The sequence below is a fragment of the Nocardia sp. NPDC056952 genome (assembly GCF_042674185.1).
GTDB lineage: Bacteria > Actinomycetota > Actinomycetes > Mycobacteriales > Mycobacteriaceae > Nocardia.
Map to the genome: position 1 here is coordinate 604489 of NZ_JBHURA010000003.1, position 20454 is coordinate 624942.

General features: G+C 67.5%; 24 protein-coding genes. 10 read left to right on the top strand and 14 right to left on the bottom strand.

Features of this window, described 5'->3' with window-relative positions; translation table 11 throughout:
* Nucleotides 1-83: 83 nt before the first annotated feature.
* Nucleotides 84-488: a hypothetical protein gene (locus tag ACFTS5_RS14510; RefSeq protein WP_378630982.1), complete on the top strand. Its 405-nt coding sequence runs from the start codon at nucleotides 84-86 to the stop codon at nucleotides 486-488.
* 34 nt (nucleotides 489-522) lie between these two features.
* On the opposite strand, the gene ACFTS5_RS14515 is transcribed toward ACFTS5_RS14510, so the two are convergent.
* A complete protein-coding gene (locus ACFTS5_RS14515; RefSeq protein WP_378630983.1) occupies nucleotides 523-1056 on the bottom strand; it encodes an AAA family ATPase in 534 nt (177 codons plus the stop codon).
* A 459-nt stretch (nucleotides 1057-1515) separates the two neighbouring features.
* On the opposite strand from ACFTS5_RS14515, the gene ACFTS5_RS14520 reads away from it, so the two are divergent.
* Entirely contained in the window at nucleotides 1516-1848 is a 333-nt protein-coding gene (locus ACFTS5_RS14520) for a VOC family protein (RefSeq protein WP_378630985.1), read from the top strand.
* A 16-nt stretch (nucleotides 1849-1864) separates the two neighbouring features.
* Here the strand turns inward: ACFTS5_RS14520 and ACFTS5_RS14525 are convergent, their stop codons facing one another.
* Nucleotides 1865-2851 (bottom strand): helix-turn-helix transcriptional regulator, encoded by a 987-nt coding sequence (locus ACFTS5_RS14525; protein ID WP_378630986.1) that lies wholly within the window; start codon nucleotides 2849-2851, stop codon nucleotides 1865-1867.
* 103 nt (nucleotides 2852-2954) lie between these two features.
* On the opposite strand from ACFTS5_RS14525, the gene ACFTS5_RS14530 reads away from it, so the two are divergent.
* The 4 genes from ACFTS5_RS14530 to ACFTS5_RS14545 all read left to right on the top strand — a co-directional run bounded on the left by ACFTS5_RS14530 (nucleotide 2955) and on the right by ACFTS5_RS14545 (nucleotide 5652).
* Nucleotides 2955-3341 carry a VOC family protein gene (locus tag ACFTS5_RS14530; protein WP_378630988.1) on the top strand — a complete coding sequence of 129 codons (387 nt, stop codon included), beginning with the start codon at nucleotides 2955-2957 and terminating at the stop codon, nucleotides 3339-3341.
* A 192-nt stretch (nucleotides 3342-3533) separates the two neighbouring features.
* On the top strand, nucleotides 3534-4139 hold the full coding sequence (locus ACFTS5_RS14535; RefSeq protein ID WP_378630989.1) for a TetR/AcrR family transcriptional regulator: 606 nt from the start codon (nucleotides 3534-3536) through the stop codon (nucleotides 4137-4139).
* Nucleotides 4136-4903, top strand: a complete 768-nt coding sequence (locus tag ACFTS5_RS14540) for a maleylpyruvate isomerase family mycothiol-dependent enzyme (protein ID WP_378630991.1) — start codon at nucleotides 4136-4138, stop codon at nucleotides 4901-4903. Before ACFTS5_RS14535 ends, ACFTS5_RS14540 begins: the two co-directional genes overlap by 4 nt.
* A gap of 23 nt (nucleotides 4904-4926) precedes the next feature.
* Nucleotides 4927-5652 (top strand): MBL fold metallo-hydrolase, encoded by a 726-nt coding sequence (locus ACFTS5_RS14545; RefSeq protein WP_378630992.1) that lies wholly within the window; start codon nucleotides 4927-4929, stop codon nucleotides 5650-5652.
* Nucleotides 5653-5717: 65 nt separating this feature from the next.
* On the opposite strand, the gene ACFTS5_RS14550 is transcribed toward ACFTS5_RS14545, so the two are convergent.
* The gene (locus ACFTS5_RS14550; RefSeq protein ID WP_378630994.1) at nucleotides 5718-6869 is read right to left on the bottom strand and encodes a hypothetical protein; all 1152 of its coding nucleotides are present in this window, start codon (nucleotides 6867-6869) and stop codon (nucleotides 5718-5720) included.
* An 11-nt stretch (nucleotides 6870-6880) separates the two neighbouring features.
* Nucleotides 6881-7807, bottom strand: coding sequence for a metal-dependent hydrolase (locus tag ACFTS5_RS14555; protein WP_378630996.1), 927 nt, complete (start codon nucleotides 7805-7807; stop codon nucleotides 6881-6883).
* 118 nt (nucleotides 7808-7925) lie between these two features.
* On the opposite strand from ACFTS5_RS14555, the gene ACFTS5_RS14560 reads away from it, so the two are divergent.
* Nucleotides 7926-8534: a TetR/AcrR family transcriptional regulator gene (locus ACFTS5_RS14560; protein ID WP_378630997.1), complete on the top strand. Its 609-nt coding sequence runs from the start codon at nucleotides 7926-7928 to the stop codon at nucleotides 8532-8534.
* A gap of 48 nt (nucleotides 8535-8582) precedes the next feature.
* Here ACFTS5_RS14560 and ACFTS5_RS14565 read toward each other — a convergent pair whose 3' ends face one another.
* The 5 genes from ACFTS5_RS14565 to ACFTS5_RS14585 all read right to left on the bottom strand — a co-directional run bounded on the left by ACFTS5_RS14565 (nucleotide 8583) and on the right by ACFTS5_RS14585 (nucleotide 12492).
* The gene (locus ACFTS5_RS14565; RefSeq protein WP_378630999.1) at nucleotides 8583-9152 is read right to left on the bottom strand and encodes an ABC transporter permease; all 570 of its coding nucleotides are present in this window, start codon (nucleotides 9150-9152) and stop codon (nucleotides 8583-8585) included.
* A gap of 25 nt (nucleotides 9153-9177) precedes the next feature.
* Complete coding sequence (locus ACFTS5_RS14570; protein ID WP_378631000.1) at nucleotides 9178-10194, bottom strand: medium chain dehydrogenase/reductase family protein; 1017 nt, start codon at nucleotides 10192-10194, stop codon at nucleotides 9178-9180.
* 85 nt (nucleotides 10195-10279) lie between these two features.
* Entirely contained in the window at nucleotides 10280-10849 is a 570-nt protein-coding gene (locus ACFTS5_RS14575) for a TetR/AcrR family transcriptional regulator (protein WP_378631002.1), read from the bottom strand.
* Between the two features lie 52 nt (nucleotides 10850-10901).
* Complete coding sequence (locus ACFTS5_RS14580; RefSeq protein WP_378631004.1) at nucleotides 10902-11708, bottom strand: SDR family oxidoreductase; 807 nt, start codon at nucleotides 11706-11708, stop codon at nucleotides 10902-10904.
* Nucleotides 11709-11712: 4 nt separating this feature from the next.
* Nucleotides 11713-12492 (bottom strand): crotonase/enoyl-CoA hydratase family protein, encoded by a 780-nt coding sequence (locus tag ACFTS5_RS14585; RefSeq protein ID WP_378631005.1) that lies wholly within the window; start codon nucleotides 12490-12492, stop codon nucleotides 11713-11715.
* Nucleotides 12493-12744: 252 nt separating this feature from the next.
* Between ACFTS5_RS14585 and ACFTS5_RS14590 the strand changes: the two genes are divergently transcribed.
* Together ACFTS5_RS14590 and ACFTS5_RS14595 are read left to right on the top strand one after the other, a co-directional pair.
* Complete coding sequence (locus tag ACFTS5_RS14590; RefSeq protein WP_358059691.1) at nucleotides 12745-13164, top strand: YciI family protein; 420 nt, start codon at nucleotides 12745-12747, stop codon at nucleotides 13162-13164.
* Between the two features lie 6 nt (nucleotides 13165-13170).
* Nucleotides 13171-14448 carry an RNA polymerase sigma factor gene (locus ACFTS5_RS14595; protein ID WP_378631007.1) on the top strand — a complete coding sequence of 426 codons (1278 nt, stop codon included), beginning with the start codon at nucleotides 13171-13173 and terminating at the stop codon, nucleotides 14446-14448.
* Between the two features lie 83 nt (nucleotides 14449-14531).
* On the opposite strand, the gene ACFTS5_RS14600 is transcribed toward ACFTS5_RS14595, so the two are convergent.
* A complete protein-coding gene (locus tag ACFTS5_RS14600) occupies nucleotides 14532-15329 on the bottom strand; it encodes an LLM class flavin-dependent oxidoreductase (RefSeq protein WP_378631009.1) in 798 nt (265 codons plus the stop codon).
* A gap of 104 nt (nucleotides 15330-15433) precedes the next feature.
* Between ACFTS5_RS14600 and ACFTS5_RS14605 the strand changes: the two genes are divergently transcribed.
* Entirely contained in the window at nucleotides 15434-16792 is a 1359-nt protein-coding gene (locus ACFTS5_RS14605; protein WP_378631010.1) for an MFS transporter, read from the top strand.
* Nucleotides 16793-16847: 55 nt separating this feature from the next.
* Here ACFTS5_RS14605 and ACFTS5_RS14610 read toward each other — a convergent pair whose 3' ends face one another.
* From ACFTS5_RS14610 to ACFTS5_RS14625, 4 genes are read right to left on the bottom strand one after another with little or no spacing between them, the layout of a single operon-like run.
* Nucleotides 16848-17324: a nucleoside deaminase gene (locus ACFTS5_RS14610; RefSeq protein WP_378631012.1), complete on the bottom strand. Its 477-nt coding sequence runs from the start codon at nucleotides 17322-17324 to the stop codon at nucleotides 16848-16850.
* Complete coding sequence (locus tag ACFTS5_RS14615; protein ID WP_378631013.1) at nucleotides 17321-18301, bottom strand: ornithine cyclodeaminase family protein; 981 nt, start codon at nucleotides 18299-18301, stop codon at nucleotides 17321-17323. Before ACFTS5_RS14615 ends, ACFTS5_RS14610 begins: the two co-directional genes overlap by 4 nt.
* A 28-nt stretch (nucleotides 18302-18329) precedes the next feature.
* Nucleotides 18330-19256, bottom strand: a complete 927-nt coding sequence (locus ACFTS5_RS14620) for an ABC transporter permease (RefSeq protein WP_378631015.1) — start codon at nucleotides 19254-19256, stop codon at nucleotides 18330-18332.
* Complete coding sequence (locus ACFTS5_RS14625) at nucleotides 19253-20314, bottom strand: ABC transporter permease (protein WP_378631452.1); 1062 nt, start codon at nucleotides 20312-20314, stop codon at nucleotides 19253-19255. The genes ACFTS5_RS14620 and ACFTS5_RS14625 overlap by 4 nt, the downstream gene beginning before the upstream one ends.
* Between the last annotated feature and the right edge of the window lie 140 nt (nucleotides 20315-20454).

Here is a 20454-nt window from a genome sequence, read left to right on the forward strand (position 1 = left end):
GACGGCATCGTATGTGGCAGGACCGACGCACACGTTTCACGCTCATCGGCATGAGAGTGCGTCGGGCCGCTAGCATCACGAGCGTGGGCGACCAGGACCGGCCGAGCGGGCGGATTGTCGAGCAGCGACTGCGAAACCGCGCGATAGAAGCACTGGAGACACTCGTCGAGGGGGACGAGGGTGTTCGTACATGGGGGTATGGGGACTACATCAACGAGTTCTTCGACACGATCGACGACGAAAGCGCGTGGCTATGGCGCGAATGGTCGACCTTCACACCGTCAGAGGTGTCCGCGCTCGACGACGTGCAGCGAGCACTCCTTGATGCCTGTGCTGCGACGCCTCGGATTTCGTCCGATGAGGAGTTCATCGCTTCGGGGTGGCCTAGGCGTATCAAGCCGCTCGCGGCTGCGGCACTGGAACTAATGCAGTCGAGAGGTCGTTTTCGAGAGGATCGCGAGGAAGATGCGCCTTCGCGTACGAGCTGAAACTCACACCACCGATCGCACGGGAATCGGCAGATCAGTATGTCAGTGCGTTCAGAACCGCATGGCCGCGCTGGTCAAGTGGGCAGGCCAGCTCGAGGATGGGCACGTCTTCGAGTAACTGCATGTCGTCGACGTAAACCAGTTCCAGCAGAGCATCATTCACGCTGCGCCGGAGCCCGGTCAGTTCCGGTGTGGGTAGTACATGTTCGGTCTCAGCAGTGATGGGAACGATCACCAGCAGATCGAGGGAGGCCAGTGCGGTGCGTAGGGCGGTTTCGTCGATCCCGGCTTCCGCGTCGACGCCGATGGCTGCCAGATATGCGAGGAAGTCGAGGGGTGTCCTGTCGTATACCGCAGCGGGTGCGGGATCACCGAGTAGGCGCATCGCGTAGCGCAACTGTGCCCAATAGTCTGCGGCCACCGGCGGATACGCGAATTCGTATCCTTCCTCTTCGAGTAGTACGTAGGGTTCCTGTATTGCTGTGTGCCCGCGCTCCAGTCGCGCACAGAGCTCTTCGACTAAACTTGTCTTGCCGGTTCCATGCGGTCCGGAAACCCCGATGCGCAACTCTGCCCCTTCCAATGTCTGGTCACTAGTCTGCGTCCTGCAAGGAATTGTGCGGAAATCAGGTGTGGAGTCCAGGGTGTCAGGATGCCCCAGGCTGGATACCGCTGCCCCCTCCTTCGAGGCGATCGCGCCGAAAGTTAGCTGTCTGCAACTATTTCCGGATGAGGACTGTTGCCCGACGGCGCCTTGCCGAAGGTGTTGATCAGTGCGTCCAGCCGGGCCGTCAGGTGTAGGGGTAGGACGCGGCGGAGTTTGGCCGTCGCGCTGTCGGCTGCGCGGGGCCGCTGTCGGCCGGTCGGCGCCGCGACTGGGGAGGAGCCCGAGTAACACGGCCACCGCCTCGTCGTCGGTCAGCGTCAGCGGTGGCGTTCGGTATCCGGGAGCGAGCCGGTATGCGCCGGAGCGGCCCCGCACCGATCGGACGCCGATGTCCAGTGGCTGGTCAGTTTCTATCAGCACGTGACCGGCGTCGAATCCAACTGGGCTACATGGGATTTCGCCGAAATCGTCACACCGTTCGGCACCCTTGCGATCGGAAGCACCCGCACCGTGGCGCTGTCCGCTGCGGGCAGCGCGCTCCCAGTCGACAATCACACCGCGATCATCGAATTCCTGGTCCCCGACGTCGATGCCGATTACCGGCTGCTGCGGGAGACAGTCGAGGATTTCGTCAACGAGCCCACGACGATGCCGTGGGGGAACCGGTCGTCGCTGTTTCGCGATCCCGACGGCAACCTGATCAACCTCTTCACCCCGATCACCGCGCAGGCCGCCGCGAAGTTCGCCGGTTGACATCCGCTCATCGGCATTACCGGACGGTGGGCGTCCGGTCGGATGTCGTGGCGGCGGTGAGGCGCTGGCCCAGGGCGCGCACGGCGTCGTTGAGGGCGTCGGGGTGCTCGATGACGAAAGGGTGGTCCAGGGCGGCGAGGACGGGGGGAATCCAGTCGAGGTGTTCGGCGCGGATGAGGACTCGGACCCAGGGGGTGGGATCGGTGGGTGGGGAGTCTATTTCGTGCAGCGTTGCGATGGTCGCGGGGAGTAGTGGGCGGATTTGGGTGGGTGTGCCTTGGACGCGGATCGACACCTCGTGTCGGTAGGGGGCAGTGGCGAGCGCGGACACGAGGTGGGTGGTCGGGTCGAATTCGGTGGGTGGAGTGAAGGTTTCGGGGAGGGTGGTTGTCTCGGTGATGCGGTCGAGTCGGAACTGGCGTAGGGCGTCGCTGTTGTTGTCCATCGCCGTCAGGTACCAGCGGCCGGAGTGGGCGACGAGGCCGTAGGGGTGCACGGTTCGCTGCGAGTGTTGTCCGTTGCGGTCGGTGTAACCGATGGCGACCGGTCGGTGTTCGCGGGTGGCCGCGGCGATGTCGAGGAGGACGGCGGTTTCGACCGGGACTTCGGGGCGGGCGTCGGCGGTGAATTCGGCGGTGTTCATCAGTGCGTCGAGCCGAGCACCCAGGCGTGCGGGCAGGACGCGGCGGAGTTTGGCGGTCGCGCTGTCGGCGGCGTGGGCTGATGTCGTCGGATGGCTGGTGAGGAGTCCGAGCAGCACGGCTACCGCCTCGTCATCGGTCAGCATCAGCGGAGGCATCCGGTAGCCGGGAGCGAGTCGGTACCCGCCGTAGCGGCCGCGGACCGAGCGGACCGGGATATCCAGGTCGGTGAGATGGGTGACGTATCGCCGGACGGTGCGTTCGTCCACGCCCAGCCGCCCAGCGAGGTCGCCGACGGTATGGGTACCGCCCGCCTGCAACAGCTCGAGCAGGGCCAGTACTCGGGCAGTGGGGCGCGTCATCCGGCAATTCTCCCATCTATACCGGGCGGAAACTGTCCGGTATCGCCTCTACCGTGGGATTCGGCGGTGGAACTTCCGCCCTTCCCGACAGCAGGAGTACGCAATGAACCTCGTCTCGATCCGCCTGATCACCGACGACATCGAACGGCTGGTTGGCTTCTATCAGCGAGTGACCGGTGTCGAAGCCCGGTGGGCTACACAGGATTTCGCCGAGATCGTCACGCCGGCCGGCACACTCGCGATCGGAAGCGTGCGTACGGTGGCATTGTTCGGGGCCGGCAGCGCGCGCCCCGCCGACAATCACACCGCGATCATCGAGTTCATGGTCCGCGACGTCGACGCCGACTACCGCAGGTTGCGCGACTCCGTCGAGGACTTCGTCAACGAGCCGACGACGATGCCGTGGGGCAACCGGTCGCTCCTGCTCCGAGACCCCGACGGCAACCTGATCAACCTGTTCACCCCGGTCGCCGCGCAGGCTGTCGGGTAGGCCCACAGAAATCCAGGATCGGAGCGAAACATGCTGTCGGAGAACATGTCTGATGGGATGAATGCGATGCCGATCGGCGCAATTCTGCCTGTGCCCTTCTTGGATCAGATAGCGGCGCGGATCTCCCAGGCTGATGCACTCTGCCGTTGACCGTTTGCCTAACGACGTTCATAATAACTAACTATGGACGCTATGCCGAGGCGTGATCGGAAAGCGGAACGGCGTGAGGCGACGCGGCAGGAAATTGTCGAGGCCGCGTGGGAGATCGCACGTGAGCGGGGACTGGCGCAGCTGACACTGCGCGAAGTCGGCGAGCGGATCGGAATGCGGGCGCCGTCGCTGTATTCGCACTACGGATCGAAGAACGCGATCTACGATGCGATGTTCGAGCAGGCTTGGAGTGAGTGCGAGCGCGTCTCGCTCGACGCGCTACGCTCGGCACCCGCGGACCCTCGCGGCCTCGTGCGCGTCATGGCACTGGCGTACTTCGATTTCGCGGTTGCCGATCTCGCCCGCTATCAGCTGATGAACCAGCGCACGATCCCGGGATTCGAACCCTCGCCCGATGCGTACGCGTCGGCGGTCCGCGCGCTCGACGAGGTCATCGCGGTGTTCGCCACGATCGGCGTGACCGACCGCGACGACGTGGAGATCTGGATCGCGGTCCTGTCCGGCCTGGTCGATCAGCAGCTCGCCAACGATCCGGGCGGGCACAGTCGGCGCAAGCTGCTGGACCGCGCCGTGGACATGTGGGCCGACAGTGTCGGCCTTCCGCCGACGAAGGAGCCGCAGAAATGACGGCTGTCGAGCAGACGGCGGTGACTGCGCGGCGCGCGACGCTCACCCATGCCGACGCGATGCGGCTCGCCCGCGACGAGTACTTGCGCTTCGCCGACGCGGTCGCCTCGCTCGACGGTGACGACTGGACCACACCGACCGAGTGCGCCGGGTGGACCGTGCACGACCTCGTCGCCCACGTGGTCGGTATGTCCACGATGGCATCCTCCCCATTGGAGAATGTCCGCCAGACCCGGGCTGCCCGCAAGCGGTTGCGGCCCGGCCGGCAGCTCGTCGACGCCGTGACCGCGTATCAGGTCGAACGATTCGGACAGCAGACGACGGATCAGCTGGTCCGGTCGATGGCGGCCATCGCACCCAAGGCCGCGGCAGCGCGCGGACGTACCCCGAGGTTGCTGCGCAATCGAACAATCCCCGAGCAGCAACTGGTCAACGGCGCCGCCGAACGGTGGACCATCGGGTACGCCATCGACACGATCCTCACCCGTGACCCGTGGATGCATCGGATCGACCTGGCCCGGGCCACCGGGCACGCTCTCGTGCTGACCGAGGAGCACGACGGGGCGATCGTGGCAGATGTGGTCCAGGAATGGGCCGCCCGTCACGGCATGCCCTACAACCTGCGCCTGACAGGCGCGGCCGGAGGCCGATGGCATTGCGGCACAACGGATGAACGCCTAGACCTCGACGCGATCGAATTCTGTCGCATCCTCGCCGGCCGCGCCGAAGGCGCCGGACTACTGACCATCCAAGTGCCGTTCTGACACTGCACCGAATCGAGCCGACCATGACCACCACCATCGATGAGATCGCCCCCGACATCTACCGCATCTCGACGTTCGTGCCCGACATCGGCGAACAGGGGCTGACGTTCAACCAGTTCCTGCTCGCCGATGATCAGCCGCTGCTGTTCCACACCGGGCATCGCGCGATGTTCGCCGATGTCGCGGCGGCGATAGCACGGATCACACCGGTGAACCGGCTGCGGTGGATCACCTTCGGGCACGTCGAATCCGACGAATGCGGGTCGATGAACCAGTTCCTCGCCGCGGCCCCCGAATCGCAGGTCGCCCACGGTGCCGTCGGCTGCATGGTGTCGCTGGACCACATGGCCGACCGGCCACCGAGACCGCTTGCCGATGGTGAAACCATCGAACTCGGCCGGATGCGAGTGCGCCACATCGACACCCCACACACCCCGCACGGCTGGGAAGCGCGGGTGTTGTTCGAGGAAACCACGCAGACTCTGCTGTGCGGGGATCTGTTCACCCACCTCGGTGCGGGTGCGGCCCTCACCACAGACGACATCGTCGGCCCCGCCGTTCACACCGAGGACCTGTTCGCCTACTCGTCGCTCGCACCGGCGACCCCGATGATCGTCGACGGCCTCGCCGAGCTCGCACCGAAAACGCTGGCGCTGATGCACGGTTCGTCGTTCACCGGCGACGGCGGCGCCGCGCTGCGCGCGTTGGCCGACAGCTACCGCCACCGCATCGGCGACGCCACGGCGTGATGGCTTGCCGCAGGCGATAGATGCCGAGCGGAAGGGGATGTTCTGCTGACCGCTTCGAGCGCGGATCAGCCCGGGGCTTGTGATGCTGCCGCCACGGGTGCGTCCGGGGTGGGCCGTGCGCGCGGCACGGTGAAGGTCGCCAGGACCGAAGCGATCGCGACGGCGAAGCAGGCTGCTGTGTACCAGAGGTTTCCGATGGGGTCGCCGTTGGTTGTTTCGCCGTTGACGGCGGCGAAGAAATCGGGGAGCGACGCTATCCAGAGAGCGGCGAAGACGACCAGGTAGAGAGTGGCGAATCGTTGGACGAAGGGGTCTTGGTACTGCGGGGGTGTGGCGGTTCCCCGCCGTAGCTCGGTCCATTGGCGGACCATGACGATCCCGGCGACCACCGCGAGGACGGCGAGTTCCAGTGCGTAGACGATGCCGCGCACGGTGGTGCCGCTCATGCCGATGACAGTGGCGGGCAGGGGGAGCAGGAAGGTGCCGACCGAGGCCAGCAGGCCGATGACGATGGTGCGCCAGGTCAATTCGACGCCGGAGAAGTGTCGGCCGTCGTCGACGTGACGGCCGACGAAATACTGCACGCAGAAGGCCAGCGACATCGGCCACAGGGCCGCGAACACGACGACGCTGCCCATCGGGACCGAATCGAACATCGGCTGGTTGATCGGGTTGTCGATCGACCATTCCCACCAGCGCAATTGGGGCCCGAGGTGGTCGAAGATCTCGTAGAAGGCGTGGTGGACGAAGCCGACGCAGGTGGCGCCGATCAGGGTGCCGAAGCGGCGGAAGATGCCGAGCATCCGGACGATGCCGAACGCCATCGTCGCCATCAGCGGGTAGATCGCGATGATGTAGATGGGTAGTCGGCCCCAGAGGAAGTCCACGGTGAAGACGTTGTGCGCGAACATCGTGTCGACGTGTTCTTCGATGCCGAACGCCGCCGGGAAGTACAGCGGCGGTTCGATGACGAACAGGTAGGCGGTGGCACCGAACCACAACACGAGATTGGTCGGGTCACCGTGGCGGCGCAGGCGCGCGATCGCGTACCAGAGCGCGAGAACCGCGCCGACGACGATGGTGAGCTCGAGGACCGGCAGGGTCCAGTTCTCGAGGGCGAACGGGTTGCGGAACTCGACGAGTCCGCCCGCCTCCTCGCAGGAGAAGCCGAGTTCGTGAGCGAGTTCGGCGAAGGTGGGGGAGCAATGTTCGGCCATCGGGCTACCTTCTACGAGCTGACGGAATCGGCTGTGTACCAACGAGTTACGTCGTAACCTTCGTCATAGCGGCGGAACCACTCGTCGGCGAGTGCGGGCAGCTTCTCGTGCGCCGGATTGTGCCCGGGCGTCTGACTGCGGATGATGCCGCCCAGCGCGACGAGCTGTTCGCGCAGACCGAGATCGTCGAACGCGCGCGGCATCGTGCCGTTGTCGGCCGGCTGGAGGAACGGCAGCCACCGGCGCAGGGTCTGACCGCGGCGGTAGTTGGCGAACATCGACAGCGCGTCGACCTGCCGATCTTCCAGCGGCACATGCTCGTTGAAGCCCTCGCACGCCACCCGGATCACCTGCAACACGTGCCGGAAGATCGAGGCCGCCACCCGCATCCGGTACAGCTCGCTGTCGACCACCGAATTGAAGATGATCAGCGCCGAACTGCGGTGCTCGACTTCCTCGACGAAATGCCAGATGAACAGCGAGGCGACGCGGTCGTCGCCGGGGGCGAACAGATTCTTGTCGTTGTCGAGCATCAGCTTGAACACCGGCGTGAACGTCGCCTCGAGGTCGGCGGTGTAGGCGAGGCGGTACTTCACCGAGGTCTCGGCGGTGAGCTTGTCGAACTCGCCGATCACCGCGTCGAGGGTCTGCTGCAAGCCGGGATAGCGGCGGATCAGCGCCTTGACATGCTGGCGATGCGCCGTCGAATGCTGCCCTTCCTGGCGCATGAAGGCGTCGGCCTCCGACGCCACCTCGGGGTCGGTGATCTGCGGTTTCGCCTGCGTGATCAGCTGCACGATCATCTTCTCGAAGCCGATAGCCAGGAACGAAACGGCATTGGCCATCGACGAGAACGCCGGGTTCTGTGGATTCCACAGAAACGGCACATCGTAGTCGGAGAACGCGAAATCCATTTTGCGGACGTGAAGGTCGGTCACGGTGAGTTACCTCGTTGTTCGGCCACGGTTGATAAAGCAATCATACGAATGAGCCCTCGAGTGTATGATCACTTTCACGGAATTCGCCCTGACCTGGGGTTGTGCTAGCGTCCACGTGGTGGCGCGTAGACGTGGGTGGGGCGGCAGTCCGCCGGGTGACGATGCGGAGGCAACGCGCCGGATCATCGCTGCCGCAGTCGAACTCATCGGCCGGACCGGTGCGGAGATCAGCATCGCCGACGTGGCGGAGTCCCTCGGTGTCATCCGGCAGACGGTGTACCGGTATTTCCCCAGTGCCGACGCGCTCATGACCGCCTCGGCCATCGCCTCGGTCGACGATTTCCTCGATCGACTCACCCGTCAGGTCAGCGGCCTGGGCAACCCGGTCGAAGCGATGACAGAGGCTGTCGTCTTCACCCTCACCGATGTTCGCCGGACCCCCCACCTGGGGATTCTGCTGTCGAGCTCGTATTCCAACGCCCACCCGGAAGGCATGACCTCCGACGAGGCCCAAGCCTTCGGTATGACCATGATCCGCCGCTTCGATGTCGACTGGGCCGCCCACGGCTACGACGAGCCCGCGCTGCGCGAACTCGTCGAATACGTGCTGCGCACCATGCAGTCGTTCTTCTTGTCGCCGGGCAACCCGGCACGCTCCGACGACGAACTGCGCCGATATCTGCGGCGATGGATGGGATCGGCGATCGGCGCGCAGCAGAGGGGCTGAACGGCGAACGCGCCCGCCCGGAATTCCGGGCGGGCACGTGACCGATGCTCAGCGCGCGGCGGCGATCCTGCGTGGCTCGAGCGCGGCGGCGAGCAGATAGCTGCCGCCGCCGGCCAATGCCAGCGCCCAGTACAGGTACGCGCCGTCGAGAAACAGTGCGGCCGTAGAGCTCACGGCCAGCCAGGCGCCGAGCGTGTATTGCAAGACGTCGCGGTACGCGACACCGCCGGCGAGGTAGAGCAGTCCGACGATCAACCCGGACCCGGTCGGCCAGAGAGTCGCTGCGGTGTCGGGGCTCAGCGTCGAACCGAGCGCGGTGATCAGGAAGAACAGCGCGGCGAAACCGACCAGCCACGATGCGCCGAGCAGGTTGCCCACGACCGCTTCCTGTCCGGTCGCGCCGCGTTGGGCTCGGAGGGAGACGACGGTGGTCACGATCATGGCCGCCAGCAGGCCGACACCCAGCAGCGCGGTCGGCACGAATCCGGGGAGGTCGAGCAAGGGGTTCGGGCCATGGCTGAGGGCGAAGGTGCCGTGGCCGACCAGCCAGGCGAGGCCGAAGCTCAGGTAGATGGGGCGATTGTCGAGGACGGTGCGGACGGGCTGGGAAACGTACATGACTGATCTCCAGGGTGTGAGCGGGTCAGGCGCTGACGAGGACGACTTTGCCGGTGACGGTGCCGGATTCGGCGAGCTCCAGAGCTCGGGCGGCATCGGTGAGAGTGATGCGGGCCGCGACCTGGGCGGTGACGGTGCCGGCGGCGGCGAGTGCGAAGACCTGCGACAGATCGTCGGCGATCCGAGCACGGAAGCGGGTGATGTTGCGCTTGCCTGCCCACAGGTTGTAGAAGTGCGCGTTTCGCTTGTTGGGCAGCATGTTCCACCACAGCAGGCGGGCGAACAGTTTCAGCACGGGCAACCGGGAGTCGCCCTCGTCGTTCTTGGTAGCTGCCGTTCCGTAGGAAACGAGGATGCCGCCGTCGGCGAGCAGGCCGAACGAATCGCTGATGCCGGGCCCGCCGATGTGATCGAACACCGCGTCGACACCGTGCGGTGCGATGGCCCGAACCTGGTGTGGCACATCGGCGCGGTAGTCGATCCAGGTGGCGCCCAGCGCGGAGACCGCGTCGGCATGGCGAGCGGACGCGGTGCCGATCACGTGAATGCCCGCGGCACGGGCCAATTGGACCAGGGTCGAGCCGACGCCGCCGTTGGCGCCGTGGACGAGGATCGTCGCGCCCGGCTGAACAGCGGCGACGCGGTGCAGCATCTGCCAGGCGGTGATGCCGTTCACGACAAAGGTTTCCGCATCGGCGGCGTCCAGGGTGTCCGGCACGGGGATCAGATCGGCGGCGTCGAGGTCGACGTGGCTGCTCCAGCCGCCGGTCTTGGTCAACGCGGCTACCCGCTTGCCCACCAGCGCCGCGTCGTGGGCCTCGACCACCGTGCCGACCAGGTCGTAGCCGGGCACGAAGGGGAACGGCGGCTGGTCGTAGTACTTGCCGCGGCGCATCTGCTGCTCGGCGAAGGACACCCCGGAGGCATCGACTCGAACCAGTGCGCGACCCGGTGCGGGTGCGGGGAGTTCGCGTCGGGTGACGAGCAGGCCGCTGGGGTCGACGCGACCGGGCAGGACGATTTCGGTGGCGGTGGTGTTCATCAGGGGCTACCTTCCGTGGTGTGTGACTGGTCAATCACTCTTGCTGCAAAAGAAAGCTCCACCCTGAAAAGGCTGGAGCGAAGGGTCAGTGGGCTTTCGGGTGGCGCATTCCGGTGGTGAGGGCGGTGGCCCACGCGCTGTCGTTGCCGTCGAGTCCGAGGGTGGTGACGAGGTGGCAGAGCTGGCCGTAGGCGATGAAGTACTGGATCTGCTCGGGGGTGCCGCCGGAGCGGCGCTGCACGAACGTGGTCACCTTGGCCAGGCCGCGGCGCAACGCGTCGGCGATTTCGGGGATGTCGGTGGCGGACTGGGCGTGCACCTGCAACATGAGCAGGCTCTTGTCGGCGATGAGTTCGGCGTAGGCGCCGCCCATGTCGTGCAGGATGGCGGCCGGGTCGGTCGCGGTGGAATTGGCCGCGCCCGTGGACATCGCGCGTTCGACGAGCTCGAAGCAGTGATCGAGCGCGGCGACGAACAGGGCGACCTTGCCGGGGAAGAGTTTGAAGACGTAGGCGGGGGAGATGTCGGCGCGCGCGGCGACGGTGTTGATCGGGGTGCCGTGGTAGCCGGTCTTGGCGAACTCGATGATCGCCGCGTCGACGACCGCGTCACGCCGGACGTCCGAGGTGGAGAGGGTGGCACCGCGCTTGGTCATGTGAGTGACTGTACACTCACTCTCTGACGGGCGTCAACGGGTGACCGGAGATTCAGTGCAGATCGGCGAGGGCGGTGTCCACGTCCGGGCCGGTCAGGCTGTGCCGATTACTGCGCATGACCAGGCGCAATGGCCGTGGGCAGTCCTGGACAGCGGAGTAGCGATCGGTTGCCACGACGCGCGCCGGTGCGCCGAGATGGTCGCGGACCCGGGTCATGAGGTCGTAGCGGCTGAGAGTTTCCGCGCCCGCGAGGTGTACGACGCCCGCCTCGTCGACGAGCTGCCCGAGCGCGGGCGCCAGGCTGGGTAAGTACAGCGGATTGCAGACGATATCGGTGCGCGCGTGGATCTCGGGTGCGGCGAAGCGGGCCAGGAACTTGTTCGACAGTGGACTGCGCCCGTAGACGAGCGGCAGGCGCACGACCAAGTGCCGGTCGCGTTCGAGGACCAGATCCTCGGCGGCCACCTTGGTCTCGCCGTAGACGTTGATCGGTGTGCGCGTTGCGCTTTCGTCGTAGTGCTCGGCGGTGCCGTCGAAGACATTGTCGGTCGACAGGTAGACGAGCTTCGCGCCCGTGTCGCCGATGGCGTCGAGCAGCGGGACCATCGGCGCCACGTTCGCGGCATGGGCCGCGGCGGGATCACGCTGCGCGGCACCGAGATCCACGACACCGGCAGTGTGGACGACGACATCGAAACCTCGTGCGACGAGTGCGCGCACCGCGCCGGTGTCGGCGAGATCCACCGGGGCGAGCCCGTGCCCGCCCCGGCTGGTCCCGACGACCTCATGGTTCGCGGCGAACTGCGCGTGCAGCGCGCTGCCGACGAAACCGGAGGCGCCGAGGATCAGGATCCGCACCGTGTCAGCGCGCCTGCCAGTTCGGCTTGCGCTTCTGCGCGAAAGCCATAGCGCCCTCGCGCATGTCCTCGGTCTGGGCGACCCCCACGATCTCGCGGTTGGTCTGGTCCCAGGCGGCGTCGTCGGCGAGCTTTCCGTCGATCATGCCCAGTGCGACCCGCTTGCTCGCCTGCACCGCCAGCGGCGCGTTCTCGGCGATCCGACCGGCCAGGGCCAGCGCGGCATCGAGGACCCCACCGGCGGGCACGACACGGTTGATCAGGCCCAGCTCCAGCGCGCGGGCCGCGGTGATCGGCTCACCGGTGAGGATCATCTCCATCGCGACCTTGCGGGGGAGCTGCTCGGGCAGGCGGAACGCGCCGCCCGCCGCGGCGAACAGGCCGCGGGCGACCTCGGGCAGGCCGAAGGTGGCGGTCTCGGCGGCGACCGCGAGATCGCTGGCCAGGACGAGTTCGGTGCCGCCGCCGAGGGCGAAACCGTTCACCGCGGCGATGGTCGGCTTGCTGATCGGATGCCGGACGTACCCGGCCAGGTTCCAATCCTCATGTCCCGGGGCGAGAATCGACTCACCGCGGCTCAGCGCCTTGAGGTCCGCGCCCGCACAGAACGCCCGCTCGCCCGCGCCGGTGAGGACCACCGCGCGGATCTGCGGGTCGGCCTCGGCTCGCTCGAGCGCCTCGCCGACCCCCGTGCTCACTTCGGCGTTGACCGAGTTCATGGCCTCGGGCCGATTCAGCACGATGACGAGCACATGCTCGCGTTGCTCGACGAGAACTGCGCTCACGAGTGACTCCTTCGCTAGGTGGCTGTCAGCATGACAAACCTCTTCGATCTGTATCACGCCGGACGATCTTGAATACCCGAATCGGGGATTCGTGTCCGTCGTCGTCGCGCGCACCCGGCACTCGTCGTAGGCTGCCGAACACTCGCGAAAAGAATTTTCGGCCGGGTGTCGATCCGCAGCGGTGCCCGTTCGACCTAGGGATGAACACAGGGCCCGGCAGGCGGGTCCACACCGATCCGAGGAGACGAAATCATGAAGTTCATGCTGATCATGCGCGCCACCGACGAAGCCTGGGCCGCGGCGGCCGATATCGACTTCAACGAGATGCTCGAGACGATGGGCAAGTTCAACGACGAGTTGATCAGCGCCGGGGTGCTGGTCGCCGCCGAGGGGCTCGACGACGCGGCGCAGGGCGTAGTCGTCGACTACTCGTCGGAGACCCCGGTGGTCACCGACGGGCCCTACGGGGAGACGAAGGAACTGTTCGGCGGGTTCTACATTCTCAACGTGGCCTCCAAAGAGGAGGCGATCGAGTGGGCCAAGCGCATGCCGGTCGTCGTGCCGGGCACCAAGACCGAGATCCGACGGGTGCCGAGTATCGATGAATTCCCGCAGGACAATGTCTGGGTCGCGAGGGAGCGCGCGTGGCGTGAGGCCACCGGCCAGCTCTGAGACACGATGAGCGACCACACCGGCCGCGAGGCCGTCGCCGCCGTCTGGCGGATCGAATCGGCCCGGATCGTCGGCGCCCTCGCGCGCTACACCCGCGACTTCGCGATGGCCGAGGATCTCGCCCAGGAGGCGTTCGCGGAGGCGCTGGTGACCTGGCCGCGCGAAGGCGTGCCACGTCAGCCGGCCGGGTGGTTGCTCACCGTCGGCAGACGCCGGGCCATCGACGCGTTCCGTCGCCGGGCCGCCCTCGACGACCGCTACACCGCCCTCGCCGCCGACCTCGGCGAGGGCGACGCGCTCACCGGCGGGGACCCTGTGCGTGCTGGGCACGACGTGCTGTGGGATCCCGATCAGATCGACGACGATGTGCTCGCGCTGATGTTCATCTCGTGTCACCCGGTGCTCTCGCGGGAGGCGCGGCTGGCCTTGACGCTGCGCGTCGTCGGCGGTCTGACCAGCGACGAGATCGCCAAGGCGTGCCTGGTCCCGACCGCGACGGTGCAGGCAAGGATCACCAGGGCGAAGAAGACCCTCGGCGCCGCCGAAGTCCCGTTCGAGGTGCCGCCCGTCGCCGAGCGCCGAGCCCGGCTGGGTTCGGTGCTCGGGGTCATCTATCTGATCTTCACCGAGGGGTCGTCGGCCAGCACCGGCGACGACCTCATCCGCTTCGATCTCGCGGGGGAAGCGCAGCGGCTGGCCCGCGTGCTGTCGCGGCTGATGCCCGACGAACCCGAGGTCTACGGACTGCTGGCGCTGCTCGAACTGACCGCGGCGCGATTCCCCGCCCGAACCGGTCCCGACGGTGAGCCGATCCTGCTCGAACAGCAGGACCGCCGCCGCTGGGACCGCTCGGCGATCCGGCGCGGTCGTGCGGCGCTGGTGAAAGCCGGTGCGGTCGGGCGTGGGCTGGGCGCCTACGGGCTTCAGGCCGCGATCGCCGAATGTCACGCCGTCGCACCGTCGGTCGAGCGGACCGACTGGGAGCGGGTGGTGGTGCTGTACGAGGCACTGGGCAGGCTCGCACCGTCGCCGGTGGTGGACCTCAACCGGGCGGTCGCGGTGTCGATGGCCGACGGGCCCGCCGCGGCCCTGCCGATCGTCGACGAGATCACCGCATCCGGCGCCCTGGCCACCTCGCACCTGCTGCCCAGCGTGCGCGGTGAACTACTCACCCGGCTCGGCCGCACCACCGAAGCTCGTGCGGAGCTCGCCGAAGCTCTCCGCCGGTGCGGCAACGAACGTGAGAAGACCGTCCTCGCAAACAAACTCGCCGGACTCGCCTGATCGTCGAGCACCGCGATCCGCGCGGTGTGGTGAACCGCTCGGCCATGGCCGAGCTGCCCTGTTCGCTCGGTGCTCGATCCAGCTCAGTCGGGGCCTCGGCGAACGCGGGTGATCGCCGCCGCCTTCGTGCACAGCATCGGCAGTTCGGCCAACCACCAAGTCGCGCCTGCCTTTTCGTAGGCCGCACGGTCGCGGTCGGTGGAGGCGGCCACCGCGACCGCGAAATCCTTCAGATCGCCGCGGTATTCGGCGATGATCGCCAGCATGTCGACGAGTTCATCCGGACTCGCCTCGGGGCAGAGCCCGTCGTAGCGTGCCGCCCGCCGCAGCGGGGCCCGGTGGACGGATTGGGCGGCGACCCAGATCGGGATGCGCGGCCGCTGGAGGGGGCGTGGCAGGAATTGCAGCCCGTCCACCCGATATGCGGGACCGTCGTGGTGGACGACCTCGCCCGACCACAGTTCGGTGATCACCGTCAGCGCCTCGTCGAGTCGCTGCGCGCGGTCCCGTGGGGCGCTCACCTCGCCGAGCCGGGAGAACTCGCCGGTCGCCTCGGACCCGAGGCCGACGCCGAGGGCGAGCCTGCCGTTGCTGAGCAGATCGAGAGCCACGGTTTCGCGGGCCACGTCCTGGGGGCGCCTGCGTGACAAGGGGGTCACACGTGGACCGAACACCACCCGGCTCGTCGCGGCGGCGATCGCGGCCAGTCCGATCCAGGCGTCGCCGACAGCGAGACCCTCGTCATGGGGACGGGCCACGTGGTCCCAGACGAAGACGCCGTCGAAGCCCGCGGTCTCGGCTTCGACCGCGATCTCGGCCAGCACTCGCGGGTCGGCCAGTTCGCCGAACGGCGGCAGATATACCCCGTGTCGCAGGACCATATTCGCAGTATAGAGGCCATAAATGCCGGTCTTCGCGCGCTCGTAACGTTTGCTCGCAAAGAGGTCGGGTATTCGTGAAAGGCGACGACGAGAGGGTGTTGTGGATGTCAAGGGAATCGAAAACGGTGCTGCACCGGGCAATCGGTGCGTCGGCGATCGGTAATGCGGTCGAATGGTTCGACTATGGTGTCTACGCCTATCTGGCGACGTATATCGCGAGATCGTTGTTCCCCGGTGACGGCGAGTCCGGGATGGTCTACACACTGCTCGGCTTCGCCGTATCGTTCCTGATCCGGCCGGTCGGCGGCATGATCTGGGGTCCGCTCGGCGACCGTATCGGGCGCAAGCGCGTGCTCGCCACCACGATTATTCTGATGGCCGGATCCACTCTCGCCGTCGGCCTTATCCCGAGCTTCGACATGATCGGCATCGGCGCCCCGATTCTGCTGTACGCGCTGCGCATGATCCAGGGACTTTCCGCCGGTGGTGAATACGGTGGCGCCGCGACATTCATGGCCGAATACGCACCCGATCGCAAGCGCGGATTCTATGGCAGTTTCCTCGAGGTCGGCACGCTCGCCGGCTTCACGCTCGGCAATCTGGTCGCCCTGCTGCTGGTGAATGTCCTCGACGACGCGTCGATGAATTCGTGGGGCTGGCGCATCCCGTTCATGATCGCCGGTCCGCTCGGCCTGATCGGCATGTACCTGCGCAGCCGGGTGGAGGACACCCCGGTGTTCCGCGAGGTCGACAGCAAGGACGAGACCGAGGAAGTCTCCGGCGTCTATCGCGATCTGGTGACGAAGTACCTGCGCCCGGTGCTGACTCTGTTCGGCCTGGTGATCGCGCTGAACGTCGTCAACTACTCGCTGCTCAGCTACACCCCGACCTACCTCGGCTCCACGATCGGCATGGAGGAATCCGATGCCTTGCTCGTGCCGCTGATCGGCCAGGTCGCGATGCTGTGCACCTTGCCGTTCCTCGGTGCTCTCTCAGACCGGATCGGGCGCAAACCGATGTGGATGTTCTCGTGCGCGGCGATGATGATCGCGGTGATCCCGGTGTACCACCTGATCGGTTCCTCGCTCACCGGCGCGATCGCCGGCTTCGCGATCCTGGGCCTGCTCTACGCTCCCCAGCTGGCGACGATCTCGGCCACGTTCCCCGCGATGTTCCCCACCATCGTGCGTTTCGCCGGTGTGGCGATCGGCTACAACGTCGCCACCTCGATGTTCGGTGGCACCGCTCCGGTGGTCAACGAGGCGATCATCAGCGCGACCGGCAACAACATGGTGCCGGCGTATTACATGTTCGGTGCGTGCGCGGTCGGCCTCATCGCGTCCTTCTTCCTCATCGAGACCAAGGGTGTCTCGCTGCGCGGCACCCAGGTGCCGGGCACGCCCGAGGCGATCGAGGAACAGCGTGAACTGGGCGAGCCCGCCGAGGTCGTCGCGGTGAAATAGTTCGTGCACCGAGGGCGCGGCGTCGATGCGGCGCCGCGCCCTCGGTGTGTTCGGGCTAGTTCTTCGCGGCCGCGCGGAACACGGCGAGAGCTTCCTCGCCCAGGTGCGGTCCGCTGACCTCGATCGACACGTTCGAGCTCGCGACGACCTCGGCGCAGGTGAGTCCGAAACTGGTGCTCGGGGGCATGATCGGCCCGAATTCGGCTGCGGCCGCGGCGAAGACGATGCGACCGACCCCGGCCCACACCATCGCGGCGGCGCACATCGGGCACGGTTCGCCGCTGGCGTAGACGGTGGCGCCACGCAGTTTCGCCGCGTGGCCCGCGGCGGTCGCGAGGGTGATCGCGACCAGTTCGGCGTGGGTGGTGACATCGCCGGTGGTGTTCACCGCGTTCACGCCCTCGGCCAGAACCGCGCCGTCGTGGCCGAGGGCGACCGCGCCGAAGGGGCGGTCGCCGAGCGCGGCGGCGTGCCCGGCGAGGTCGATGGCGCGGCGCAGATGGGTGATGTCGATATCGGTCAGCTCGCTCATGAGGTGAGATCCACTTCCGTTCCGATGCCGTTGGCGCGGGCCTTGTCGATGAGCAGGCGGGCCGCGGCCAGATCCTGCAGGCCGATGCCCACCGAATTGAACAGGGTGATGTCGCGGTCGCCGCGACGGCCGGCTGCCCGGCCCGCGATCACCTCGCCCAGCTCGGTGCCCACCGCGTCCTGGGTGATCGCGCCTTCGGCGATGGCCATCAGCGTGTCGCCGGACTTGGTGAGCGTGGTGCCGATCGAGTCTACGACGACCCTGGACCGCCGCATGGCCCCGCCGTCCACCTCCCGGTGATCCGCCCTCGGCGGTGCGCCCACAGCGTTGACATGCAGGCCCTCGCCGAACCAGGCGCCGTGCACGATCGGCTCGCGTGAGGGCGTGAGGGTGCACAGCACATCGGCGGCACGGGTGACCGCCTCCGGGCTGTCGAGGACACGTACCTCGAGTCCGAGATCGGCTACCGCACTGCGGAATCGGTCGACGGTGGCGGCGGTGCGCGACCAGACCAGCACGGTCTCGAGCTCGCGCACGGTCGCTATCGCGCGGGTGTGCTCGATGGCCAGATTGCCCGCACCGATCACACCGAGTGCCGAACTCGATTGTCGGGACAGGTATTTCGTCGCCACCGCGCTGGCGGCGGCGGTGCGGACGGCGGTGACGAGGCGTCCGTCGATCAGGGCCTCGCACGAACCGTCGGCCGCCGAGGTCACCACGATCACCGACCGCTGCACCGGCAGACCGCGCGCGCGATTGGCGGGCAGGTCGGCGAGCAGCTTGACGGCGGCGGCACCGGCGGATTCGGCGGCGGCGACCATGGGCACGAAGGCGGCGCCGCCCAGTGCCATCGCCGGTGGGGCGGGGGCGAACGCGGTGCCCAGTGCCAGATCGGCGTGCGCGCGCTCGACCGCGGCGAGCACCTCGCCGCGATCGAGGACGGCGGTCACATCGGAGTGCGACAGGATCAGAGTCAACGGTGGCTCCTACGAAAGTGGTGGCGGGTCAGGAAGTTCGGGCGAAGGCGACGGTGAGGTCGCGCGGCGAGCGGCTGTTGCCGACCAAGCCGCTGACGGCGACGATCGCGATCAGATAGGGCAGCATCACCAGCAGCGCGAACGGCACATCGACACCGAGGGCGGGCAGTGCGAACTGCAGGGCCTGGGCGAGACCGAAGAACACCGATGCCCAGATCACCCCGAGCGCACGCCAGCGGCCCGCGATCACCGCGACCACGGCGAGATAGCCGATGCCGCCGGTCATGTTGTCGCTGAACGAATGCACCTCCGACAGCGCCAATTGCGCGCCGCCGAGGCCGGCGGCGAACGCGGCGAGCAGCACACAGCCGTAGCGGACGGCCTTCACGGGCAGACCGGTGCGGTCGGCCGCGACGGCGTCCTCGCCGATCGCGTCGATCACCAGACCCAGCTTGGTGCGGCGGGAGAACACGAACGCCAGGACGGCGACGATCGCGATGCACAGATAGCCGAGGGCGGTCTGCCCGAACAGAGCGGGACCCAGCACCGGGATATGGTGCAGCACAGGTACTGGTAGCGCGTCGAAGCCGGGAACGCTGTGGCCCTTGCCGTCGTCGAGCAGCAGACGCGCACCGTAGGTGGTGGCACCGAGCGCCAGGGCATTGCTCGCGATGCCGACGACGATCTGATCGGCGCGCAAGCCGATACTCCAGATCGCCTGCAACACACCGAAGAGCAGGGCAGCGAGCACCGCGGTGGCCGCGCCGAGTACCGGCGAACCGGTGGTGACGGCGCCGAGCACACCGGCGAACGCGCCGGTCAGCATCATCGCCTCGAGGCTCAGATTGAGCACACCCGCGCGCTCGCTGACCAGCTCACCGCTCGCGGCGACGAGGATGGGCAGGGTGAAACCGATTCCGCTGGTGGCGATATCGGTGACGGTGTCGAGGCTCATCGCGGCGCTCCTGCCAGATCGGCGGTGCCCACCGAGGGAACCGGTTGTGGTGCGGCGGGTTCGGACTTGCGTCTGCGATAGGTCCAGATGGCGGCGCCGGCGATGAACACGATCATCAGCGACTCCACGACCGAGATGGTCGACGCGGGCACATTCGCGGCCAGCTGCAGGTTGATCCCGCCGGAGACGAGGAACCCGAGCAGCAGCGACACCGCGACCACCGCGGCCAGTGAGCCACGTGCCAGCAGGCCGACGACCAGACCGGAGAATCCGTATCCGGAGGAGAACCCTTCGGCGAGGACGAACGGCGCCGTCGCCACCAGCAGCCCGCCCGCGACACCGGAGAACGCGCCCGCCGCCGAGAGGCTCAGGAAACGCAGCCGCCGCACCGGCAGCCCGAGCCGCGCCGCCGCGTCGGGATTGAGCCCGATCGCCCGCAATCGGGTACCGAGTGCGGTGCGGCGCACCAGGATCGCGGTGCCGAACGCGGCCACCACGGCGATCCACAGGGCAATGGTCGCGGGGGAGCGTTCGATGCCCAGCAGCGGCAGATGCGCGGCCGCGGTGAGCTGTTCGGACTGCGGCAGCGTCTCCGAGGACGTCACCGGCTGGCGCAGCAGCGCGGGCTCGTGCACGACGAGCAGCACCAGCGCCAAGCCGACGAAATTGAGCAGCAGCGTGGTGATGATCTCGCTGGTGCCGCGCGCGACTCGCAGGTACGCCGCGATGGCGGCCCACGACCAGCCCGCGGCTGCCGCCCCGATCAGCACGGCGGGCAGGGTGATCGCGGCGGGTGCACCGGTGAGCGTGGTGCCGATCGCGGTGGCGGCGATGCCACCGGCGCAGATCTGGCCCTCGCCACCGACATTGATCAGCCCGGCGCGGTGGGCGATGGTGAAGCCGACAGCCACCAGCATCAGCGTGGCCGCGACATTGAGCGAGGCGCCGATCGCGTAGTCGCTGCCGAACATGCCCTCCCACAGTGCTGTCATCGTGGCGCCGGGTGCGGCGCCGGCGACCGCGGCCAGGATCAGCCCGATCACCCCCGCCGCGAGCATCGCCGCGACGGCGACGACGATCGGGTGGTGTGCCCACTGGCGCAAGCCTGCCGGGTGCTGCTTCGAGGAAGGCTTGCCGAGCCCGCGCAGCCCGCCCAGCGACGTTCGCCGAGGTGGGGGCGCGGTGGCCGCGGTCGTGG